Raw genomic sequence first — 17,593 nt, forward strand, 5'->3', positions numbered from 1 at the left:
CGATGTCGACAGCCGCTCCCGGTCCCCAAGACCCGGCTCCGGGCCCACGACGGCCGGGCGGACGCCGGTGGGCACCGCCTCGGGCGCGCTCGCCCCCGGCCGAGGCCGGCACCAGGGAACCCGCCTTGGCGGGACTCCGGGCGGGTGGAGCAGCGAGGTCGGGTCCTCGACGGGCCGTTCCCGCCTGCTCCTCGTCGGTGAGCTCGCGCCCGTGCGGGCGGTCCGACGGTGCGGCGGCGCCGAGCGGGCGAGCGGCCGCCCGCTTCCCGCCCGCCGCGCATTCCGCGCCCACCTCGGCCGGCCCGCCCTGTCGACAGCCTGGCCGCGACCTCGCGTCCACGGAGCCGCCGCTCCGCCCAACGGACGAGGTGCCAGGCGAGGACAGGTGGTTGACCGTCACCCGGAGGAGGGGAAAGATCGCCCCGCGTGAAGGGGAGCAGCCTCTGGCACCACCACGACTTCCGGCTCCTCTGGGCCGGGGAGACCACGGCCCAGTTCGGCAAGGTCATCGGGACAGTCCTGATACCCCTGGTCGCGGCCACGGCCCTGGGAGCCAGCCCCTTCGAGATGGGCCTGCTGACGGCGGCGAGCACCAGTGCCTTCCTCGTGCTCGGTCTCCCGGCTGGTGCGATCGTGGACCGGGTACGGCGACGGCCACTGATGATCCGCTGCGACCTCGCTCGGGCCGCGCTCCTGGCCACCGTGCCGTTGGCCTGGTGGTGGGACGCGCTGACCTTCGGTCACCTGCTGGTGGTCGCGCTGCTCGTCGGGGTGTGCACGGTCTTCTTCGACGTCTCCTACCAGTCGATCCTGCCCTCGTTGGTGGGCAGGAGCAGGCTCGTGGAGGGCAACACCAAGCTCCAGGCGAGTGAGTCGGTCGCCCAGGTCTCCGGCAGACCGGCGGCCGGCGGCCTCGCCCACCTCGTGGGGGCCGGCGGCGGGGTGGTCGTGACGGCGGCCTGCTACCTGGTCTCGGCGGTCTCGCTGAGCAGGATGCGCGTCGTGGAGGAACCTCGTCCCCGGCCCCAGGGGCAACGGCTGCGCACCGAGGTCATGGAGGGGGTGCGCTTCGTGTTCGCGCATCCCGTGCTGCGCGCGCTCGCCCTGTGCACCGGGACCGCGAACCTCTTCGGCGGGGTCTTCCAGGCGGTCGTCATGCTGTTCCTGGTCCGGGAGGTCGGTCTCGCCCCTGGCCCCCTCGGACTGCTGATGGCGGCGGGCAGCCTCGGCGGTGTCCTCGGCGCGCTCAGCGCGGGCTGGTGGGTGGCACGGGTCGGACAGATCCGGACCTGCTGGCTGTCGCTGCTGCTGACCACTCCGTTCGGGCTGCTGTGCGCGTTCGCCGAGAAGGACTGGCGGCTCGGGCTCTTCGCCCTGGGCGAATTCGTCTTCAGCTTCGGCGTCATCGTCTACAACGTCGCCCAGGTGAGCCTCCGGCAGTCCATCACCCCGGACCACCTCCTCGGCCGCATGAACGCCTCGCTCCGGTTCCTCGCCTGGGGGCTCATCCCCCTCGGCGGGCTCCTCGGCGGGGTCCTCGGGGAATGGCTGGGCGTGCGGGAGGCACTCGTGGTCGCGGCGGTCGGGCAGTGCCTCGCGATCGCCTGGGTGGTCCTGTCGCCCCTCTACCGGGACCCGGCGTCGGTGCGCGCGATGGTCGAGTTGACCGCGACCGAGCCGCCTGACGGCGATCCGGGTGTGCCGTCCCGTACCTGACGCCCGCGCCGGGCATGGGCCGGCCGGGCCCTGGTCCCCAGGGGTTCCGCTGGTCCGGGCGCTGAGGCGGCCGGCCGTTCGCCACGCCGCGCCACGCCGATCGGCGGCACCGATCAGCCCAGCCGAAGCAGCCCCACCTTCCGACGTGCGATCTGACCGCTCACCGTCCTTGCGCCGCGCGAACCGTTGACCGGTGCTCGGCGGTTCGGAAAGCGTTCCCTCGTGATCGTCGAACCCGGTGCCCCGAAGCCGGCACTGTCGAGGGACTTCCGCCTGCTGTGGTCGGCGGACTTCTCCAGCCAGCTCGGCAACGCGGTGCAGTTCGTCGCCTTACCCCTGATCGCGGCGACGGTGTTCGGGGCGGGCCCACTGGAGATGGGTCTCCTCGCCGCGGCTGGCACGGTGCCCAACCTGGTCATCGGCCTGCCGGCCGGTGTCTGGGTCGATCGCCTGCGGCGCCGCCCCCTGCTGCGGTGGACCGAGCGCGGCCAGGCGCTGGTGCTCGCCTCGGTCCCCCTCGCCTGGTGGGCCGAGATGCTGACGATGGCCCAGCTGTACGTGGTGGCCGTCCTCAGCGGTACCCTGTTCACCCTGTTCGAGGTGGCCAGCCAGTCGTACCTGCCCGCTCTCGTGGGCCGACGCCTCCTGCCGGACGCCAACTCGCGACTCCAGACCACCCGCCAGGTCATCCAGTTCTCGGGTCGTCCGCTCGGCGGGCTGCTCGCCCAGATCCTCGGCGCCACCAACGCCGTGGTGGTGTGCGTGCTGGGCTTCGTGGGGTCCACCACCCTGCTCGGCAGGATCAGGGACGAGGAGGTGCCACCGGAACGTGCTCGGGGCGGCCGGTTGTCCGTCGAGGTGGCGGCCGGGCTCCGGTTCCTCTTCCAGCACTGGTTGCTCAGACCGACCTCGCTGTGCGTCACGGTGCACAACTTCTTCCTGAACGTCTACGTGGCCGTCAGCGTGCTGTTCCTCGTCCGCGACCTCCAGCTCCCCGAGGGGGTGGTGGGTCTGCTCATCAGCGTCACCGGCGCCGGTGGGATCCTCGGCGGCCTGACGGTGCGGCGCTGGGCGACCCGCTTCGGCAAGGTGCGGGCGCTGATCCTCATCATGGTGGTGACGACGCCCTTCCGCCTGCTGGTCCCCTTCGCGGACACCGGGTGGGCGCTGTCCCTGTTCGTGCTGGGTGTCCTCGGCGGCGGTTACGGCACGATCGCGTTCCAGGTCCTGGCCGTGAGCCTGCGGCAGACCGTGTGCCCGGACGACCTGCTCGGCAGGGTCAACGCGTCCGCCCGGTTCCTGACCTGGGGCGTCATCCCCCTCGGCTCCCTCGCGGGCGGGGCGCTCGGGGAGCTGGTCGGGCTGCGGCCGACGATGTGGGTCGCCGGGGTGGGGATGGTCCTGTCGACGTCGTTCCTGCTGGTGGCGCCGATGCGCCTCCTGCGGGAGGCCCCGGAGGAGTTCGTCGGTCAGGAACTGCGCCGGGACGCGGTGGAGGAGGACCGGCCAGGGACGTCGGACGACAACTCCCCCCAGGGCCCGGCCGGCAACCCCCGGCCGGTGTCCTGAGACGCGGCAGGTCTGTCTTGGGAGGCGGGTCAGGAGGAACGTGCCACTGCCGGCTCCCGGCCCGCCTCCCGCCACCAGGACTCGGCCAGGCGGCCGGACGCGACGAGCACGGTGGGGCCGGTGAGGGTGCTCGTCATCTCCTCGATGGTCACCGTGAGCAGCCCCCCGGGCGTCTCGACCAGCACCGTTCCGGTCCGCTGGTGGGACTCTCCCAGTGCCGCCGCGACGGCGGCGACGGTCCCCGTCCCGCACGAGCGGGTCTCGCCGACCCCCCGCTCGTGGACCCGCATCCGCACCCGCCCCGGAGCGAGGGTGCGGACGAACTCGACGTTCACCCCGTTGGGGAAGACCTGGGCGTCGTACCCGGGGGCGACGCCTAGGTCGAACTCGTCGAGCAGGTCGCCGGCCGACGCGTCCAGCACGCACGCCAGGTGCGGGTTGCCCATGTCCACGCAGACCCCGTCGAAGACGGCGTCGCCGACGACCGCGCTCGACCGCCCGGTCACCACCGCGCGGCCCATGTCGACCGTCACCGTCGCGTCGTCGTGCACGACGACGCGACGGCCGCCGGCGCGAGTGCCGACGACGAACTCACCGGGCGGTTGGAGGCCGTGGTGGACCAGGTAGCTCGCGAAGACTCGGACCCCGTTGCCGCACATCTCCACGGCGGACCCGTCGGCGTTGCGGTAGTCCATGAACCAGCAGGAGTCCGCGGTGTCGGCGGGGACGAGCTGGTCGGTTCGGGAGGAGCGGACGACCCGTAGCACGCCGTCGGCGCCCAGCCCTTCGCGTCGGTCGCACAGCGCGCGGACCCGGGCGGAGGTCAGTTCCAGCGCGTCACCTCGGTCGGGCAGCACGACGAAGTCGTTCTGGGTGCCGTGCCCCTTGGTGAACTCCACTCCACTCACCCATCCAGCCTAGGCCAGCGGCAGCCGGGGGCCTCGACGCGGTGCCGTCCTCGGCCGCCCCGCCAGCCATCGGAACGCCCCTCGACCTGGCGGCCCGTCGCTGGTCGACGACCGCGGTCAGCGCAGCAGGGCGAGCACCTCGGGCAGCGGGTCGGAACGCCCCGCGTCGACCCAGTGCGTGCGGCGGTCGCGGCGGAACCAGGACCGTTGACGTCGGACGAAACGCCGGGTGGCCCGTGCGGTGTCCTCGGCGGCCCTGGACAGGGCTTCCCGACCGCCGCCGGCGTCCAGCGCCGCCAGGACCTGCTGGTAGCCGAGAGCGCGCGCGGCGGTGCGCCCCTCGCGCAGGCCGACCGCGTCCAGGGCGCGGACCTCGTCGACGAGGCCGGCGGCGAACATGTGGTCCACCCGCCGGTTCACCCGCTCGTCCAGTGCGGCCGGGTCGCGGTCGAGCCCGACGAGGACCGCCCCGTACCGGGCCGGGCCCGGTACGGGCATGGACGCCGAGAAGGGGCGGCCGGTCAGTTCGATCACCTCCAGCGCGCGGACGACGCGACGGCCGTTGCTGGGCAGGATCGAGGAAGCCGCCGCCGGGTCGAGGGCGGCGAGGCGCTCGTGGAGGACCGAGGAGCCGGCCGTGGCCAGCTCGGTCTCCAGTCGACCGCGGATCGCGGGGTCGGTGCCGGGGAACTCCAGGTCGTCGATCACCGAACTGACGTAGAGCCCTGACCCCCCGACCAGGATCGGGGTGCGACCCGCCGCGAGCAGCGTCTCCACGATCGCCCTGGCCCGCCGCTGGTAGGCGGCCACCGAGGCCGTCTCCGTCACGTCCAGCACGTCGAGGAGGTGGTGGGGGACTCCGGCCCGTTCGGTGACGGGAAGTTTGGCCGTTCCGATGTCCATGCCCCGGTAGAGCTGCATCGCGTCGGCGTTGATCACCTCGCCGTCGAGGGCGGTCGCGAGCCCGAGCGCGAGATCCGACTTTCCCGTGGCGGTCGGGCCCGCCACGACGAGGAGGCGGGGCCTGGAGGTGGTCACCGGCCAACCCTAGGACGCCCGACCACCGGCTGGTGCGCCCCCACCGTTCCGCGCCGGGGCCGGGGCCGGGCCGGGGTTCGCGTCCTCCGAGCGCCACAGGGCCAGGTGGTAGCCCACGCCCAACCCACGATCCGTGTGGCTCTCCAGCACATGCCAGCGCCGCTCGGAGGCGGCCACCACCCCGGCCAGGACCTGCCAGCCGACCCTGCCGGTGGCCTGTTGCTCGTCCGCCGCCCTGGAGGTCATCCGGAGCAGCGCCTCGTGGTCGCCCGCCGCGAACGCGGCGGCGACGGTGGCGTCGAAGTCGGAGGCGGCGGGGTGGGGCGGCGCGGGCGAATGCTCACCGTGGCGGATGGAGCCGTCCCCCAGGACCACCAACCCCACCGGTCGGTCCCCCGCCGCCTCCGAGGGGGCCGGGTTCGTCGGGCGCCCGTGCCACAGGTCGACGCCGAAGGCACGGCTCCGTTCCGGGCTCAGGTCGGGCGGCAGCAGCAGGGTTTCCGCCTCCTCCGCGTCGACGGCCCCGCGCAGCCACCCGGCGATCAGCGCGGGGAGCGGCAGCATCGGGTCGGCCGGATCCCTCGGGGGTCGTGAGGAGAGCGAGACCGGGACGTCGACGCCGTAGGACGCGAAGGTCCCGGTGGCGGCGGCCGGCACCGTGCGGGGGCCGGCGGGATCAGCGGCCACCGCCCACCAGATCGGGGTGATCCCGGCGAGTCCGGCGGCGATCGACAGGCAGGTGGCCCGGAGTTCCTCCGTTCGTCGCACCGCACCACCCACCAGCTCCGGGACCAGCAACGGGGGTGTCGGCAGGACAGCGGCGGCGACGATCATCCGGCCCAGGTTAGCGCCTACCGATTGGCAGATCCTTCCGCTCAGGACGGCACTCGCGGTACCACTGGGCACGTTCACCTGTTTGAATGCGCCCACGGGTGTTCACCGTGGGGTGGACGCTCGCGTTGCTTCGGCCCCGGAAGTACCCGGGGCGCCCGTGACCTTCACGGGCATCAGGCGGGCATTCAAGGAGGAGCCGGCGATGACCGAGCACGAGACAACACCGGAGACCGTGGCAGCGGAGCGCCCCGCCGGCGAGCCGGAACCGCGCCCGCGACCTTCGGTTCCGGCGGCCTCGGCCGATCCTGGTCGGTGGGGACGGGTCGACGACGAGGGCACCGTCTACGTGGTGACGGCGGACGGCGAACGTGCCGTGGGCTCCTGGCAGGCGGGGGCCGCGCGGGACGGCCTGGCGCACTACGCCCGCCGGTTCGACGACATCGTGACCGAGGTCGAGCTGTTGGAGGCACGGGTGGCCTCCCGGGCCGGCGACCCGAGGCAGAGCCTGGGGAGTGCCACCCAGCTGCGGGACGGCCTGGCCGAGGCCGCCGTCGTCGGGGACCTGGCGGCGCTGGGCGCGCGGATCGACCACCTGGTGGAGGTCGCGGAACGGGCGGTGGAACGGTCCAAGGCCGACCGCGAGCAGGCCAGAGCGGACTCCGTGGCCAAGAAGGAGGCGCTGGCGGCCGAGGCGGAGAAGATCGCCGAGGAGTCCACCCAGTGGAAGCCGGCCGGTGACCGGCTCCGGGCCATCGTCGACGAGTGGAAGCAGATCCGTGGCGTCGACCGGAAGACGGACGAACAGCTGTGGCGACGCTTCGCCAGGGCACGGGACTCGTTCAACCGCCGGCGCGGTGCGCACTTCGCGGAGCTGGACCGGCAGCGGCTGACCGCCAAGTCGCGGAAGCAGGAGCTGGTCGCCGAGGCGGAGAAGTTGGCCGACTCGACCGACTGGTCCGGTACCGCCGAGCGGTACCGCCACCTGATGGCGGAGTGGAAGGCCGCCGGTCGTGCCCCTCGCGACGCGGACGACAAGCTGTGGCAGCAGTTCCGGGCGGCGCAGGACTCGTTCTTCGGACGTCGGTCCGAGGCCTTCGAGGAGCGGGACGCCGAGTTCGCCGAGAACGCCGTCAAGAAGGAGGAACTGCTGGCGGAGGCCGAGCAGATCGATCCAGCCACGAACCTGAAGGCGGCTCGGGCGCACCTGTCCCGCATCCAGGACCGGTGGGACGAGATCGGGAAGGTGCCCCGCAACCGCATCCGCGACCTGGAGTCGCGGCTGCGGGCCGTGGAGGAGCGGGTGCGCAACGCGGCGGACGCGAAGTGGCGGCGCACCGACCCGGAGGCGGAGGCCAGGGTCGCCCAGTTCCGGGACCGGGTCTCCCAGTTCGAGGCGCAGGCGGAGAAGGCCAGGGCCTCGGGTGACAAGCGCAAGGCGCAGGAGGCGGACCGGCAGGCGGCGCAGTGGCGGGAGTGGCTGACGGCCGCGGAGCAGGCGCTGGCCACCCGCTGAGAGGACCCGTCGGTGCGTGGCGGCCACCAGGCTGCCACGCACCGGCGTTGACCCGGATCAGGTGTCCGGCCGGCCGACGCCCCCTCGGGCGGCGCGCCCGGCCCACGTCCCCGTCCCGGGTGTTCCGCGCCCGCTGGCGGCAGCCGGGTCCAGCCACGGGAGGGGAGGATCCGTTCTGATCCGTTCCGCGCCGGGTCCCGCCACGCCCGGTCCGAACTCCGAGAGTCGCCCGTTCATCCGCCACGCGATTCGGGGCGCGGCAGCCCCCGGTCCCTCGCAGGGCACCCGGGGGTCGTGGGACGCCAGCCCTGCCGCCCGCGTCGCGGGGTCGGGCTCGATCAGTCCCTCGACCAGGCGATCTTCACCCACTGGAGGGTGATGACGAAGATCGCGAGCACGGTGATCAGCAGACCGATCCCCGGGCCGGGGGCGCCCGGCGCGGTCTGGCGGGTCCAGATCGCCAGCATCCCCTCGAAGATCGAGTGCCCGCACCCGATGAGGCTGAGCCACGCCAGCCCCCAGCGACGCACGGCCAGGGCCACACCGCTGACGACCAGGCCGAACAGCAGCACGGTCACGGCGAAGACCTGCGGCAGGATCCCGACCCCGAGCTCGGGTGGCACCCGGCTCAGCAGGACGTCGATGCCGTTGGAGTCACCGGCCCAGGGCAACACCACGCCCAGGACCAGCAGCAACATGCCGGCGCCGATCACGGCCGCCCGGTGCCCCGGCTCGAAACTGCGACGAGCCCGGTGACCGGCCTCGTCGATCTCCGTCCGGAGCGCGGCCACCTCGGGGCTCTCCTGGTCGGTCGGGCTCGACTCGCTCATCGGACCTCACATCCGCCGACCGGGGCCGGCTCGGTCGCTGGCCTGCCGAAGGACGGCAGGCCGAGGCTCACACCAGAGGTTTTGGGACGCACACCCGCTTCCCAGTGGTCACCGGCGCGAGTGCGGCGGTGCGCCAGCGGCTCACCATCGGCGACGAGGTGGTGCGGGGCCGCGTGCGTGACGAGCGTCCGCACCAGGTCGCCCGGCCGGACCTCCCCGTCCACTCCTCCCCCGACCGGGGAGAAATGGACGAGCCGGCCGTCCCTGGCCCGCCCGCTGAGGCGACGGGTCTCGGCGTCCTTGCGCCCTGCTCCCTCGGTGACCAGCACCTCGACCTCGGTGCCCACCAGCTCCTTGTTGAGGTCCCAGGAGATGTCGTCCTGGAGCCGCACCAACCGGTCGTACCGCTCCTGCACGACCTCCTTGGGCACCTGGTCGTCCATCTCCGCGGCCGGGGTACCGGGACGCTTGGAGTACTGGAAGGTGAACGCCTGGGAGAACCGGGACCGCCGCACCACCTCCAGCGTCTCCTGGAAGTCCTCCTCGGTCTCCCCGGGGAAGCCGACGATGATGTCGGTGGTGATCGCGGCGTCCGGGATGGCCGCCCGCACCCGCTCCACGATGCCCAGGAACCGCTCGGCCCGGTAGGACCGCCGCATCGCCCGCAGCACCCGGTCGGAGCCGGACTGGAGGGGCATGTGCAGCTGGGGGCAGACGTTGGGGGTCTCGGCCATCGCCTCGATGACGTCGTCGGTGAACTCCCTCGGGTGGGGTGAGGTGAAGCGCACCCGCTCCAGGCCCTCGACGGAGCCGCAGGCGCGCAGCAGCTTCCCGAAGGCGTGCCGGTCGCCGAACTCGACTCCGTAGGCGTTCACGTTCTGCCCCAGCAGCGTCACCTCGCTGACACCCTCCGCGACGAGCGCCGACACCTCCGCGAGGATCTCACCGGGACGGCGGTCCCGTTCCTTGCCTCGCAGGGCCGGGACGATGCAGAACGTGCAGGTGTTGTTGCAGCCGACCGAGATCGACACCCAGCCGGAGTGGGCGGAGTCCCGGCGGGCGGGCAGCGTCGAGGGGAAGACCTCCAGGGCCTCCTCGATCTCCACCTGGGCCTCCCGGTTGTGCCGGGACCGTTCGAGCAGCGTCGGCAACGAGCCGATGTTGTGGGTACCGAAGACGACGTCGACCCAGGGGGCCCGGCGGACGATCTCGCCCCGGTCCTTCTGCGCGAGGCACCCACCCACGGCGATCTGCATGCCCGGGTGGGAGTCCTTGACGGGACGCAGCCGGCCGAGGTTGCCGTAGAGGCGGTTGTCGGCGTTCTCCCGGACCGCGCACGTGTTGAACACGACGACGTCCGGCGTGGCCTCGGCCCCCGACCGCACGTACCCGGCGTCCTCCAGCAACCCGGCGAGCCGCTCGGAGTCGTGCACGTTCATCTGACATCCGTACGTGCGGACCTCGTAGCTTCGCTGCACCCTGCACCCCTTTCCGCTGACCAGGGTACGAGCTGGTCCGTGGCCGGTTCATCGGGGCGGGGCCACCGGCGGTGATGACCGGGTTGATACCCCCAGGTACCGGTGCGGTTACAGACCTCGCCGAGGTGGGGACGCCACTCCTCCGTGCGGTTATGGTGTGCGGCCATGAGCGCAACGTCCGGGCAGCCACCGATGATCAGGATGTCCTCGGTGGACAAGTTCTTCGGTCCGCTGCACGTGCTCAAGGACATCAATCTCGAGGTCCCCCGGGGCCAGGTGGTTGTCGTCCTCGGGCCGTCGGGTTCCGGCAAGTCGACCCTCTGCCGGACCATCAACAGGCTGGAGCCGATCAACTCCGGTGTCATCGCCATCGACGGCAAGGACCTGCCCGCCGAGGGCAAGGCCCTCGCCGGGCTGCGCGCCGACGTGGGCATGGTGTTCCAGCAGTTCAACCTGTTCGCCCACAAGACGATCCTGGAGAACGTCACGCTCGGCCCCCTCAAGGTGAGGAGGACCGAGAAGGCGGAGGCGGAGCAACGCGCCCGGCAACTGCTGGAGCGGGTTGGCATCGCCAACCAGGCAGACAAGTACCCGGCCCAGCTCTCGGGTGGTCAGCAGCAGCGCGCGGCCATCGCCCGAGCACTGGCGATGAAGCCGAAGGTCATGCTCTTCGACGAGCCGACCTCGGCGCTGGACCCGGAGATGGTCCAGGAGGTCCTGGACACGATGACGGACCTGGCCAAGGAGGGCATGACCATGCTCGTGGTCACCCACGAGATGGGCTTCGCCCGCAAGGCCGCCGACCGGGTCATCTTCATGGCGGACGGCGAGGTCGTGGAGGACTCCACGCCCGAGGACTTCTTCAAGGCTCCGAAGTCCGACCGGGCCCGGGACTTCCTCGGCAAGATCCTCACCCACTGACCGGCCCGCCGGCACCAGCCCGCGGCGCGTGCGGCGCCGCACCGAACAGAACACAGGAGACGACGATGAGGAACCGCTCCCTCGCCGCGAGTCTGCTCGTCGGCGCGCTCGCGCTGACCGCGTGTGGACGCGAGGGCGGCCCGGCCGACGAGAACGCCGAGCCGGACTCGGTCGAGCAGTCGGTGCAGGCCGACGTCGAGCTGGAGGGCTCGCCGACCTTCGACCGCATGACCGAGCGCGGCAACGTGATCATCGGGGTCAAGGACGACCAGCCCGGCCTGGGCTACCGCGACCCGACGACCGACGAGTACTCCGGCTTCGACATCGAGATCGCTCGGTTGATCGCGGCCCAGCTCGGTTTCGACCCCGCGTCGGACATCGAGTACAAGCCGATCGCCTCCGCCGCCCGCGAGCAGGAGATCGCGAACGGCAACATCGACTACTACGTCGGCACGTACACGATCAACGACGGCCGCAAGGAGCAGATCGACTTCGCCGGCCCGTACTACATCGCCGGCCAGGACCTGCTGGTGCGCGGGGACGACGACTCGATCAACGGGCCGGAGGACCTCGAGGGCAAGAAGGTCTGCTCCGCGCAGGGCTCCACCCCGATCCAGCGGGTTCGGGAGGAGGGCCTGACCGAGGAGAGCAACATCGTCGAGTTCCAGGGCTACTCCGACTGCGTGACGCAGCTGCTCCAGGGTTCCGTCGACGCGGTCACCACCGACGACGCGATCCTGCTCGGCTACGCCTCCGTCGAGGAGGAGGGCTCGCTGCGGGTCGTCGGCGAGACGTTCTCCGACGAGCCCTACGGCATCGGCCTGCCCAAGGGCGACGACGCGCTCCGCGAGCGGGTGAACGACATCCTGGACGAGGCGCGGGACAACGGCGGCTGGCAGGAGATCTACGACGCCACCCTGGGCAAGAGCGGCAACGAGGCCGAGCAGCCCGAGGTCGACCGGTACTGAGCAGGGACTGACGGCCGGCGGCACCCAGCTCCGGGGCCGCCGGCCGTCGTCACAGGCTGGTAAGGAATCGTATGGACGTCCTGCTGGACAACTCCGATCTCTACGTTCGCGGCTTCGTCACCACGCTCCAACTCTTCGCGCTCTCCGCGGTGGGGTCGCTGGTGTTGGGTGCGTTCCTGGCGATGCTGCGGGTGAGCCCCGTCCCGGTGTTCCGGTCGGCCGGGTCGCTGTACGTGACGGTCGTGCGGAACACCCCGCTGACCCTGGTGTTCCTGTTCTTCGCGTTCGCGTGGAACCTGTTGGAGATCGTGCGCATCTCCTTCTTCACGGCGGCGGTCACCGCGTTGACCGTCTACACGGCCGCCTTCGTCTGCGAGGTGTTCCGCTCCGGCATCAACACCGTTCCGGTCGGCCAGGCCGAGGCCGCGCGGGCCATCGGGCTGACCTTCGGGCAGACGCTGGGGCAGATCATCCTCCCTCAGGCGACCCGCTCGGTGTTCCCCCCGATGGTCAGCACCCTGATCGCATTGCTGAAGAACACCACGATCGCGGCCGGCTTCTCCGTCTTCGAGGCCGGTGGCATCCGGCAGAACCTGTCCGAACGGGGTGAACCGGTCCTCGAGGGCCTGCTCTGGGTGGCGGCCATCTTCGTGCTGCTGGTGATCCCGCTGACGCTGCTGCAACGCGCGTTGGAGAAGCGCTGGAGCGTGGCCCGATGAGTTCTGTCCTGTTCGACGTCCCGGGCCCGCGCGCCAGGGCCCGCAACCGCATCCTCGGCGTCGTCGGGGTGGCGGCGCTGGTCGCCGCGGTCGGGTACGTCCTGTACCGGTTCTACGACACCGGCCAGTTCGACCCGAGGCGCTGGGAGTGGCTGCTGTACAAGCAGGTCCAGCTGGACCTGTTGCAGGCCTTCCAGTTCACGATGCAGGCCTTCGCGCTGGGCGCGGTGGGCGCCCTGCTGTTCGGGGCCGTCTTCGCCGCCGGGCGGCTCTCCGAGCACGCCTGGTTGCGGGTCCCGGCGACGGTGGTCGTGGAGTTCTTCCGGGCGATCCCGCTGGTCATCCTGATGTTCGTCTTCTACTTCGGCACCGGGGTGAGCTCCCTGGTGGCGGTGGTGGTCGGCCTGACCCTCTACAACGGCTCGGTGTTGGCCGAGGTCTTCAGGGCCGGGGTGCTCGCGCTGCCCAAGGGGCAGTCGGAGGCGGCCTACGCGATCGGGATGCGCAAGACGCAGGCGATGACGAACGTGCTGCTCCCGCAGTCGTTGCGCGCGATGCTGCCGACCATCGTCAGCCAGCTCGTGGTGTTGCTGAAGGACACCTCGCTGGGCTTCCTCATCACCTACAACGAGCTGCTGCGCTACGCGCGGGTGATGGGGAGTGACCCGAACTTCGGGCGTCCGCAGATCCCGACCGCGATCGTCGTGGCGATCATCTACATCGCCCTGTGCCTGCTGCTGTCCTGGCTGGCCAACTACCTCGGCCGCCGCCAGCAGCGCAGCAAGCTGCGCCCGGAGGCCGCCATGCCGGCGGCGACCGGGAAGGCGGACGGCGAAGCGGAACCGGACGGGCTGGCTGGCCCAACCGCACCGGGTGACCGTCCAGGGAAACTCGGCGCCGTGGGCGACTGACCACGGACCGGGGACGACGAAGGGGCATCCCGCCACGCGGGGTGCCCCTTCGTCCGTTCGGCGCCGGGCACCGGCGGAGACACCGGCGGCGGGACGGCTGGATCGGGCGGCCGAGCGACTCCCGTGCCCGGCCCCGGCCACTCGCGGACGACCGACGGGACGCTCGTCGGCGGATGGCGGTCAGGAGGGGCGCACCGCGACCACCCGCAGCCGCCGGTAGTCGGCGTACCAGCGGCCCTCGCGGCCCAGGGTGCCCCGCAGGCGGCCCTGGAGGGCGTGGAGGAACGCGTCGGGATCGGGCACGCCGGCGAGCAGGTGGCCGCCGAACATGCGGACCCAGGTGGCGAGCCCGTCGTCCCCGTCGAGGGGGGTCGGTCGCTCGAAGTGCCAGGCGGCCCTGACCTCGAAGCCGGCCGTCTCCAGCACGAGGGCCCACCCCGCGAGCGTGGGGAAGTACCAGGGGGAGTCGGCGGGCGGCAGTCGTTCGTCGGCGCGGAGGCGTTCCGCCTCGGACACGATGGTGGCGACGTTGCCGGCGCCTCCGAGCTCGGCCACCAGCCGTCCCGCCGGGCGCAGCAGTCGGAACAACGCCGCCGCGGCCTGGGGGGCCTGGGGAATCCAGTGCAGGGTGGCGTTGCTCAGGATCGCGTCCGCTCCGGAGCCCGGCAGCGGGGCGAGGTCCTCGGGCCGGACGCCGAGCAGGTCCCCGGTGACGAAGTGGAGGGCCGGGTACTTGCGCCTGGCACGCCCGACCATCTCGGGGCTGCTGTCGAGACCGACCGCGTGCGCTCCCCGCCCGGTCAGCGCGGCGACATGGTCACCCGTACCGCAGCCGACGTCGAGGACGTGCTCGCCTGGCTGGGGGTCCACCAGGTCGAGCAGCTCCCTCCCGTGAGAGGAGACGAACCCGTGCCGCTCGTCGTAGAGGGCGGCGTTCCAGGCGGTGTCGGGCATTCCGCCACCCTAGGCCCCCGTCCGCCCGTCGGGATCGGGTTCCCACCGCGCGGTCCGGAGTCCGCTGGCCCCCGAAGCCCGCGAGCTACCCCGGCCGCGGCGACGTGCTCCCCGGTACGGCGTTCGTCCCCCGGTCGCCGGCTCGGGCGCCGGCACCACCACCCCAGCCGGGGTGATCCCCTCGGTAGGCGGGTGCGCGCGCGACGATCCGGACGAGACGGCGACCGAGCGCCTCGCTCACCGGGCCAGGGCGGCTGGCTCGGCACTCACCCCCTCCTGGCCTCGCGGTGGCGGGGCACGCACACCGGGCCGGGGACGAGCACCGCCACCCGGCCTGACCTGCCCGATCCCGGTTATCAACCATTCGGGTTCTGAATCGATTCCTGGATCGATAATGGATTCCCGAGCTTCTTTCGCATACGCTGCACCCGAATTCAGCGACGCGGGCGCCCACGTCGGACGGGTGGCCGTCGACTAGGAGAAGGAGCCAGCAGCGTGGACAGCGCAGCCGCCGATCGGACCACCACTCCGCATCCCGTGGTCGCCGCGGTGACCCGCCGCATCGTCGAACGCAGCAGCCAGTCCCGGGCCGCCTACCTGGCCCGAACGCGGGCGGCCGCGAGCCAGGGCCCGGTCAGGATGGGGTTGCCGTGCAGCAACCTGGCACACGGCTTCGCCGCGTGCTCGGGCTCGGACCTGCTGGCGTTGCGCGGTGCGGTCAAGCCCGGCGTGGCGATCGTGTCGGCCTACAACGACATGCTCTCGGCCCACCAGCCCCTGGACGAGTTCCCCGCGTGGATCAAGGACTCGGTGCGCCAGGCCGGCGGGGTGGCGCAGTTCGCCGGTGGGGTGCCGGCCATGTGCGACGGCATCACCCAGGGCAGGGACGGCATGGAGCTGTCGCTGTTCAGCCGGGACGTCATCGCGATGTCGACCGGCATCGCGCTCTCCCACGACATGTTCGACGCCGCTCTGCTGTTGGGGGTGTGCGACAAGATCGTCCCCGGTCTGGTCATCGGGGCGTTGTCCTTCGGACACCTGCCGGTGATCCTGGTACCGGCGGGCCCCATGCCCTCCGGGCTCCCGAACAAGGAGAAGGCACGGGTCCGCCAGCTCTACGCGGAGGGGCAGGCCAGCCGCGATGACCTGCTGGCCGCCGAGGCAGCGTCCTACCACTCGCCCGGCACCTGCACCTTCTACGGCACCGCGAACTCCAACCAGCTGCTCATGGAGGTCATGGGCCTCCACCTCCCGGGGTCCAGCTTCGTGCAGCCCGGCACCCCCCTGCGACAGGCGCTGACCGAGTACGCGGGCCGGCGCGCCGTCGCGCTCAGCGCCCTGGGCGACGAGTACACACCGATGGCCGAGGTCGTCAACGAACGCACGATCGTCAACGGCGTCGTGGCCCTGCTGGCGACGGGCGGGTCCACCAACCACACCATGCACCTGGTCGCCATGGCGGCGGCCGCGGGGATCACCCTCACCTGGGACGACTTCGACGAGCTGTCCTCCGTGGTCCCGCTGCTCGCCCGGGTCTACCCCAACGGTCCGGCCGACATCAACCACTTCAGCGCGGCGGGCGGCGTCCCCTTCCTCGTGCGCGAACTCCTCGCGGCCGGTCTGCTCCACGCCGACGTTCCCACCGTGGCCGGGCACGGCCTCGAGCGCTACCGCCAGGAACCGTTCCTCGTCGACGGCGAACTCGTCTGGCGGGACGGCACCGACACCAGCCTGGACCCCGAGGTGCTCCGCCCGGCGACGGATCCCTTCGCCGGCGACGGAGGCCTCCGCGTGCTGCGCGGCAACCTCGGTCGGGCCGTCATCAAGGTGTCCGCCGTGGCGGCCGAACACCGCACCGTCATCGCCCCGGCCAGGGTCTTCGCCAGCCAGGAGGCGTTCACCTCGGCGTTCCGCGCGGGCGAACTCAACACCGACCTGGTGGCCGTCCTGCCCAACCAGGGTCCGAGGGCCAAGGGCATGCCCGAACTGCACGGCCTGACCCCCGCGCTCGGGTCGCTGCTCGACCACGGCCACCGGGTCGCCCTGGTCACCGACGGCCGCATGTCCGGTGCCTCCGGGAAGGTCCCGGCCGCCATCCAGGTGTCCCCGGAGGCCGCCGTCGGCGGTCCGCTCGGTCGGATCCGGGACGGTGACCTGGTGCGGGTGGACAGCGAACGAGGCAGCCTCGAAGTCCTCGTCCCCGACGAGGAGCTGGCGGCCAGGGCCGTCACCGACCTGCCGCCGACCCAGGCAGAATGGGCCGGCACCGGACGGGAACTGTTCGGCGCGTTGCGGGGTTCCGTGGGCCAGGCCGAGCACGGCGCGAGCGTCTTCGCGCCGTGGGGAGCGGAGGCGGCCAGCCCCGCTCCGAGCGAAGTGGAGGCACACCAGTGAGCCAGCCCGGCACCGCGACCGACCTGCTGACCGTCGCGCCCGTCGTCCCCGTCGTGGTGCTCGAGGACGTGGAGCACGCCGTTCCCCTGGCCCGCGCGCTGCTCGCGGGCGGGTTGCCGGTCATCGAGCTGACGCTGCGCACCCCGGCGGCGCTGGAGGGCGTGCGGCGGATCGCCGACGAGGTACCCGAGATCGCCCTCGGAGTCGGCACCGTCACCACGCCGGAGCAGGCTCGGCTCGCCGCCGAGTCGGGCGCCGGGTTCCTCGTCACGCCCGGCGGCACCGAACGGTTGCTCGACGCCGTCGAGGACACCGGGCTGCCCTTCCTCGCGGGGGTGAGCACCGTGTCGGAGGCCCTCCGCCTCGCGGAACGTGGGCACCGGGCGATGAAGTTCTTCCCGGCGGAGGCGGCCGGCGGTGCCGCCTACCTGAAGTCCCTCGGTGGGCCGCTCCCGGAACTCCGCTTCTGCCCCACCGGGGGCATCACGACGCGGACGGCCGCCGACTACCTCGCCCTCCCCAACGTCGGGTGTGTCGGAGGCTCCTGGTTGACGCCCAGGGACCTGCTGGCCGCCGGCGACTGGACTGGCGTCGCCGACCTCGCCAGGGCCGCGGCCAGCCTGCGCACCGCCTAGACGGGCGACGAACGAACGGAACCGACCACCGGACCCGCACCGCCTCCGGGTCCGGTGGTACGGAGCTGGGACGCCCACGCCCCTGGTGACGCCCCGGCTCCGGCAGGACCTCGCGGGCCGTTGGGGTGGCCGCCCCGCAACGGGGGTCCGGGCGCGGAACGCGCCCGACCGTGCCGGGCCGTCCTCGCGCTCGTGGTCAGGTGCC

General features: G+C 72.3%; 15 protein-coding genes. 9 read left to right on the forward strand and 6 right to left on the reverse strand.

Features of this window, described 5'->3' with window-relative positions; all coding sequences use genetic code 11:
- Positions 1-426 precede the first annotated feature (426 nt).
- Both C1701_RS05050 and C1701_RS05055 read left to right on the forward strand, forming a co-directional pair.
- A complete protein-coding gene (locus C1701_RS05050; RefSeq protein WP_030225663.1) occupies positions 427-1,716 on the forward strand; it encodes an MFS transporter in 1,290 nt (429 codons plus the stop codon).
- 222 nt (positions 1,717-1,938) lie between these two features.
- Positions 1,939-3,285 (forward strand): MFS transporter, encoded by a 1,347-nt coding sequence (locus C1701_RS05055; RefSeq protein ID WP_337662150.1) that lies wholly within the window; start codon positions 1,939-1,941, stop codon positions 3,283-3,285.
- A 29-nt stretch (positions 3,286-3,314) separates the two neighbouring features.
- Here C1701_RS05055 and dapF read toward each other — a convergent pair whose 3' ends face one another.
- From dapF to C1701_RS27155, 3 genes are all read right to left on the reverse strand, one after another.
- Entirely contained in the window at positions 3,315-4,193 is an 879-nt protein-coding gene (gene dapF, locus C1701_RS05060; protein WP_081715345.1) for a diaminopimelate epimerase, read from the reverse strand.
- Between the two features lie 117 nt (positions 4,194-4,310).
- Complete coding sequence (miaA, locus tag C1701_RS05065) at positions 4,311-5,231, reverse strand: tRNA (adenosine(37)-N6)-dimethylallyltransferase MiaA (RefSeq protein WP_026418300.1); 921 nt, start codon at positions 5,229-5,231, stop codon at positions 4,311-4,313.
- A 9-nt stretch (positions 5,232-5,240) separates the two neighbouring features.
- Positions 5,241-6,065 (reverse strand): hypothetical protein, encoded by an 825-nt coding sequence (locus C1701_RS27155; protein WP_337662151.1) that lies wholly within the window; start codon positions 6,063-6,065, stop codon positions 5,241-5,243.
- 202 nt (positions 6,066-6,267) lie between these two features.
- On the opposite strand from C1701_RS27155, the gene C1701_RS05080 reads away from it, so the two are divergent.
- Positions 6,268-7,578 carry a DUF349 domain-containing protein gene (locus C1701_RS05080; protein WP_026418299.1) on the forward strand — a complete coding sequence of 437 codons (1,311 nt, stop codon included), beginning with the start codon at positions 6,268-6,270 and terminating at the stop codon, positions 7,576-7,578.
- A gap of 338 nt (positions 7,579-7,916) precedes the next feature.
- On the opposite strand, the gene C1701_RS05085 is transcribed toward C1701_RS05080, so the two are convergent.
- Together C1701_RS05085 and miaB are read right to left on the reverse strand one after the other, a co-directional pair.
- The gene (locus C1701_RS05085; RefSeq protein ID WP_030103900.1) at positions 7,917-8,408 is read right to left on the reverse strand and encodes an Rv2732c family membrane protein; all 492 of its coding nucleotides are present in this window, start codon (positions 8,406-8,408) and stop codon (positions 7,917-7,919) included.
- Positions 8,405-9,886 (reverse strand): tRNA (N6-isopentenyl adenosine(37)-C2)-methylthiotransferase MiaB, encoded by a 1,482-nt coding sequence (gene miaB, locus C1701_RS05090; RefSeq protein WP_026418297.1) that lies wholly within the window; start codon positions 9,884-9,886, stop codon positions 8,405-8,407. Before miaB ends, C1701_RS05085 begins: the two co-directional genes overlap by 4 nt.
- Before the next feature lie 192 nt (positions 9,887-10,078).
- On the opposite strand from miaB, the gene C1701_RS05095 reads away from it, so the two are divergent.
- The 4 genes from C1701_RS05095 to C1701_RS05110 all read left to right on the forward strand — a co-directional run bounded on the left by C1701_RS05095 (position 10,079) and on the right by C1701_RS05110 (position 13,405).
- Positions 10,079-10,807 carry an amino acid ABC transporter ATP-binding protein gene (locus C1701_RS05095; protein ID WP_162147296.1) on the forward strand — a complete coding sequence of 243 codons (729 nt, stop codon included), beginning with the start codon at positions 10,079-10,081 and terminating at the stop codon, positions 10,805-10,807.
- 65 nt (positions 10,808-10,872) lie between these two features.
- On the forward strand, positions 10,873-11,775 hold the full coding sequence (locus C1701_RS05100) for a glutamate ABC transporter substrate-binding protein (protein WP_026418295.1): 903 nt from the start codon (positions 10,873-10,875) through the stop codon (positions 11,773-11,775).
- A 71-nt stretch (positions 11,776-11,846) separates the two neighbouring features.
- On the forward strand, positions 11,847-12,494 hold the full coding sequence (locus C1701_RS05105) for an amino acid ABC transporter permease (RefSeq protein WP_026418294.1): 648 nt from the start codon (positions 11,847-11,849) through the stop codon (positions 12,492-12,494).
- On the forward strand, positions 12,491-13,405 hold the full coding sequence (locus tag C1701_RS05110) for an amino acid ABC transporter permease (protein WP_026418293.1): 915 nt from the start codon (positions 12,491-12,493) through the stop codon (positions 13,403-13,405). The genes C1701_RS05105 and C1701_RS05110 overlap by 4 nt, the downstream gene beginning before the upstream one ends.
- A gap of 180 nt (positions 13,406-13,585) precedes the next feature.
- Here the strand turns inward: C1701_RS05110 and C1701_RS05115 are convergent, their stop codons facing one another.
- On the reverse strand, positions 13,586-14,359 hold the full coding sequence (locus C1701_RS05115) for a class I SAM-dependent methyltransferase (protein ID WP_103055623.1): 774 nt from the start codon (positions 14,357-14,359) through the stop codon (positions 13,586-13,588).
- 495 nt (positions 14,360-14,854) lie between these two features.
- Here C1701_RS05115 and edd point away from each other — a divergent pair, with 495 nt between their 5' ends.
- Together edd and eda are read left to right on the forward strand one after the other, a co-directional pair.
- Positions 14,855-16,753, forward strand: coding sequence for a phosphogluconate dehydratase (edd, locus tag C1701_RS05120; protein ID WP_030103896.1), 1,899 nt, complete (start codon positions 14,855-14,857; stop codon positions 16,751-16,753).
- Positions 16,750-17,388 (forward strand): bifunctional 4-hydroxy-2-oxoglutarate aldolase/2-dehydro-3-deoxy-phosphogluconate aldolase, encoded by a 639-nt coding sequence (eda, locus tag C1701_RS05125; RefSeq protein WP_026418290.1) that lies wholly within the window; start codon positions 16,750-16,752, stop codon positions 17,386-17,388. The genes edd and eda overlap by 4 nt, the downstream gene beginning before the upstream one ends.
- Positions 17,389-17,593: the final 205 nt, after the last annotated feature.

Source organism: Actinoalloteichus sp. AHMU CJ021 (assembly GCF_002895405.1).
Lineage (GTDB): Bacteria > Actinomycetota > Actinomycetes > Mycobacteriales > Pseudonocardiaceae > Actinoalloteichus_B > Actinoalloteichus_B caeruleus.

Coding starts and splice junctions, on each gene's coding strand:
- C1701_RS27155 (WP_337662151.1), bottom strand. CDS start 6,065: ATGATCGTCGCCGCCGCTGTCCTGCCGACACCCCCGTTGCTGGTCCCG.
- C1701_RS05080 (WP_026418299.1), top strand. CDS start 6,268: ATGACCGAGCACGAGACAACACCGGAGACCGTGGCAGCGGAGCGCCCC.
- C1701_RS05085 (WP_030103900.1), bottom strand. CDS start 8,408: ATGAGCGAGTCGAGCCCGACCGACCAGGAGAGCCCCGAGGTGGCCGCG.
- C1701_RS05095 (WP_162147296.1), top strand. CDS start 10,079: ATGATCAGGATGTCCTCGGTGGACAAGTTCTTCGGTCCGCTGCACGTG.
- C1701_RS05100 (WP_026418295.1), top strand. CDS start 10,873: ATGAGGAACCGCTCCCTCGCCGCGAGTCTGCTCGTCGGCGCGCTCGCG.
- C1701_RS05105 (WP_026418294.1), top strand. CDS start 11,847: ATGGACGTCCTGCTGGACAACTCCGATCTCTACGTTCGCGGCTTCGTC.
- C1701_RS05110 (WP_026418293.1), top strand. CDS start 12,491: ATGAGTTCTGTCCTGTTCGACGTCCCGGGCCCGCGCGCCAGGGCCCGC.
- C1701_RS05115 (WP_103055623.1), bottom strand. CDS start 14,359: ATGCCCGACACCGCCTGGAACGCCGCCCTCTACGACGAGCGGCACGGG.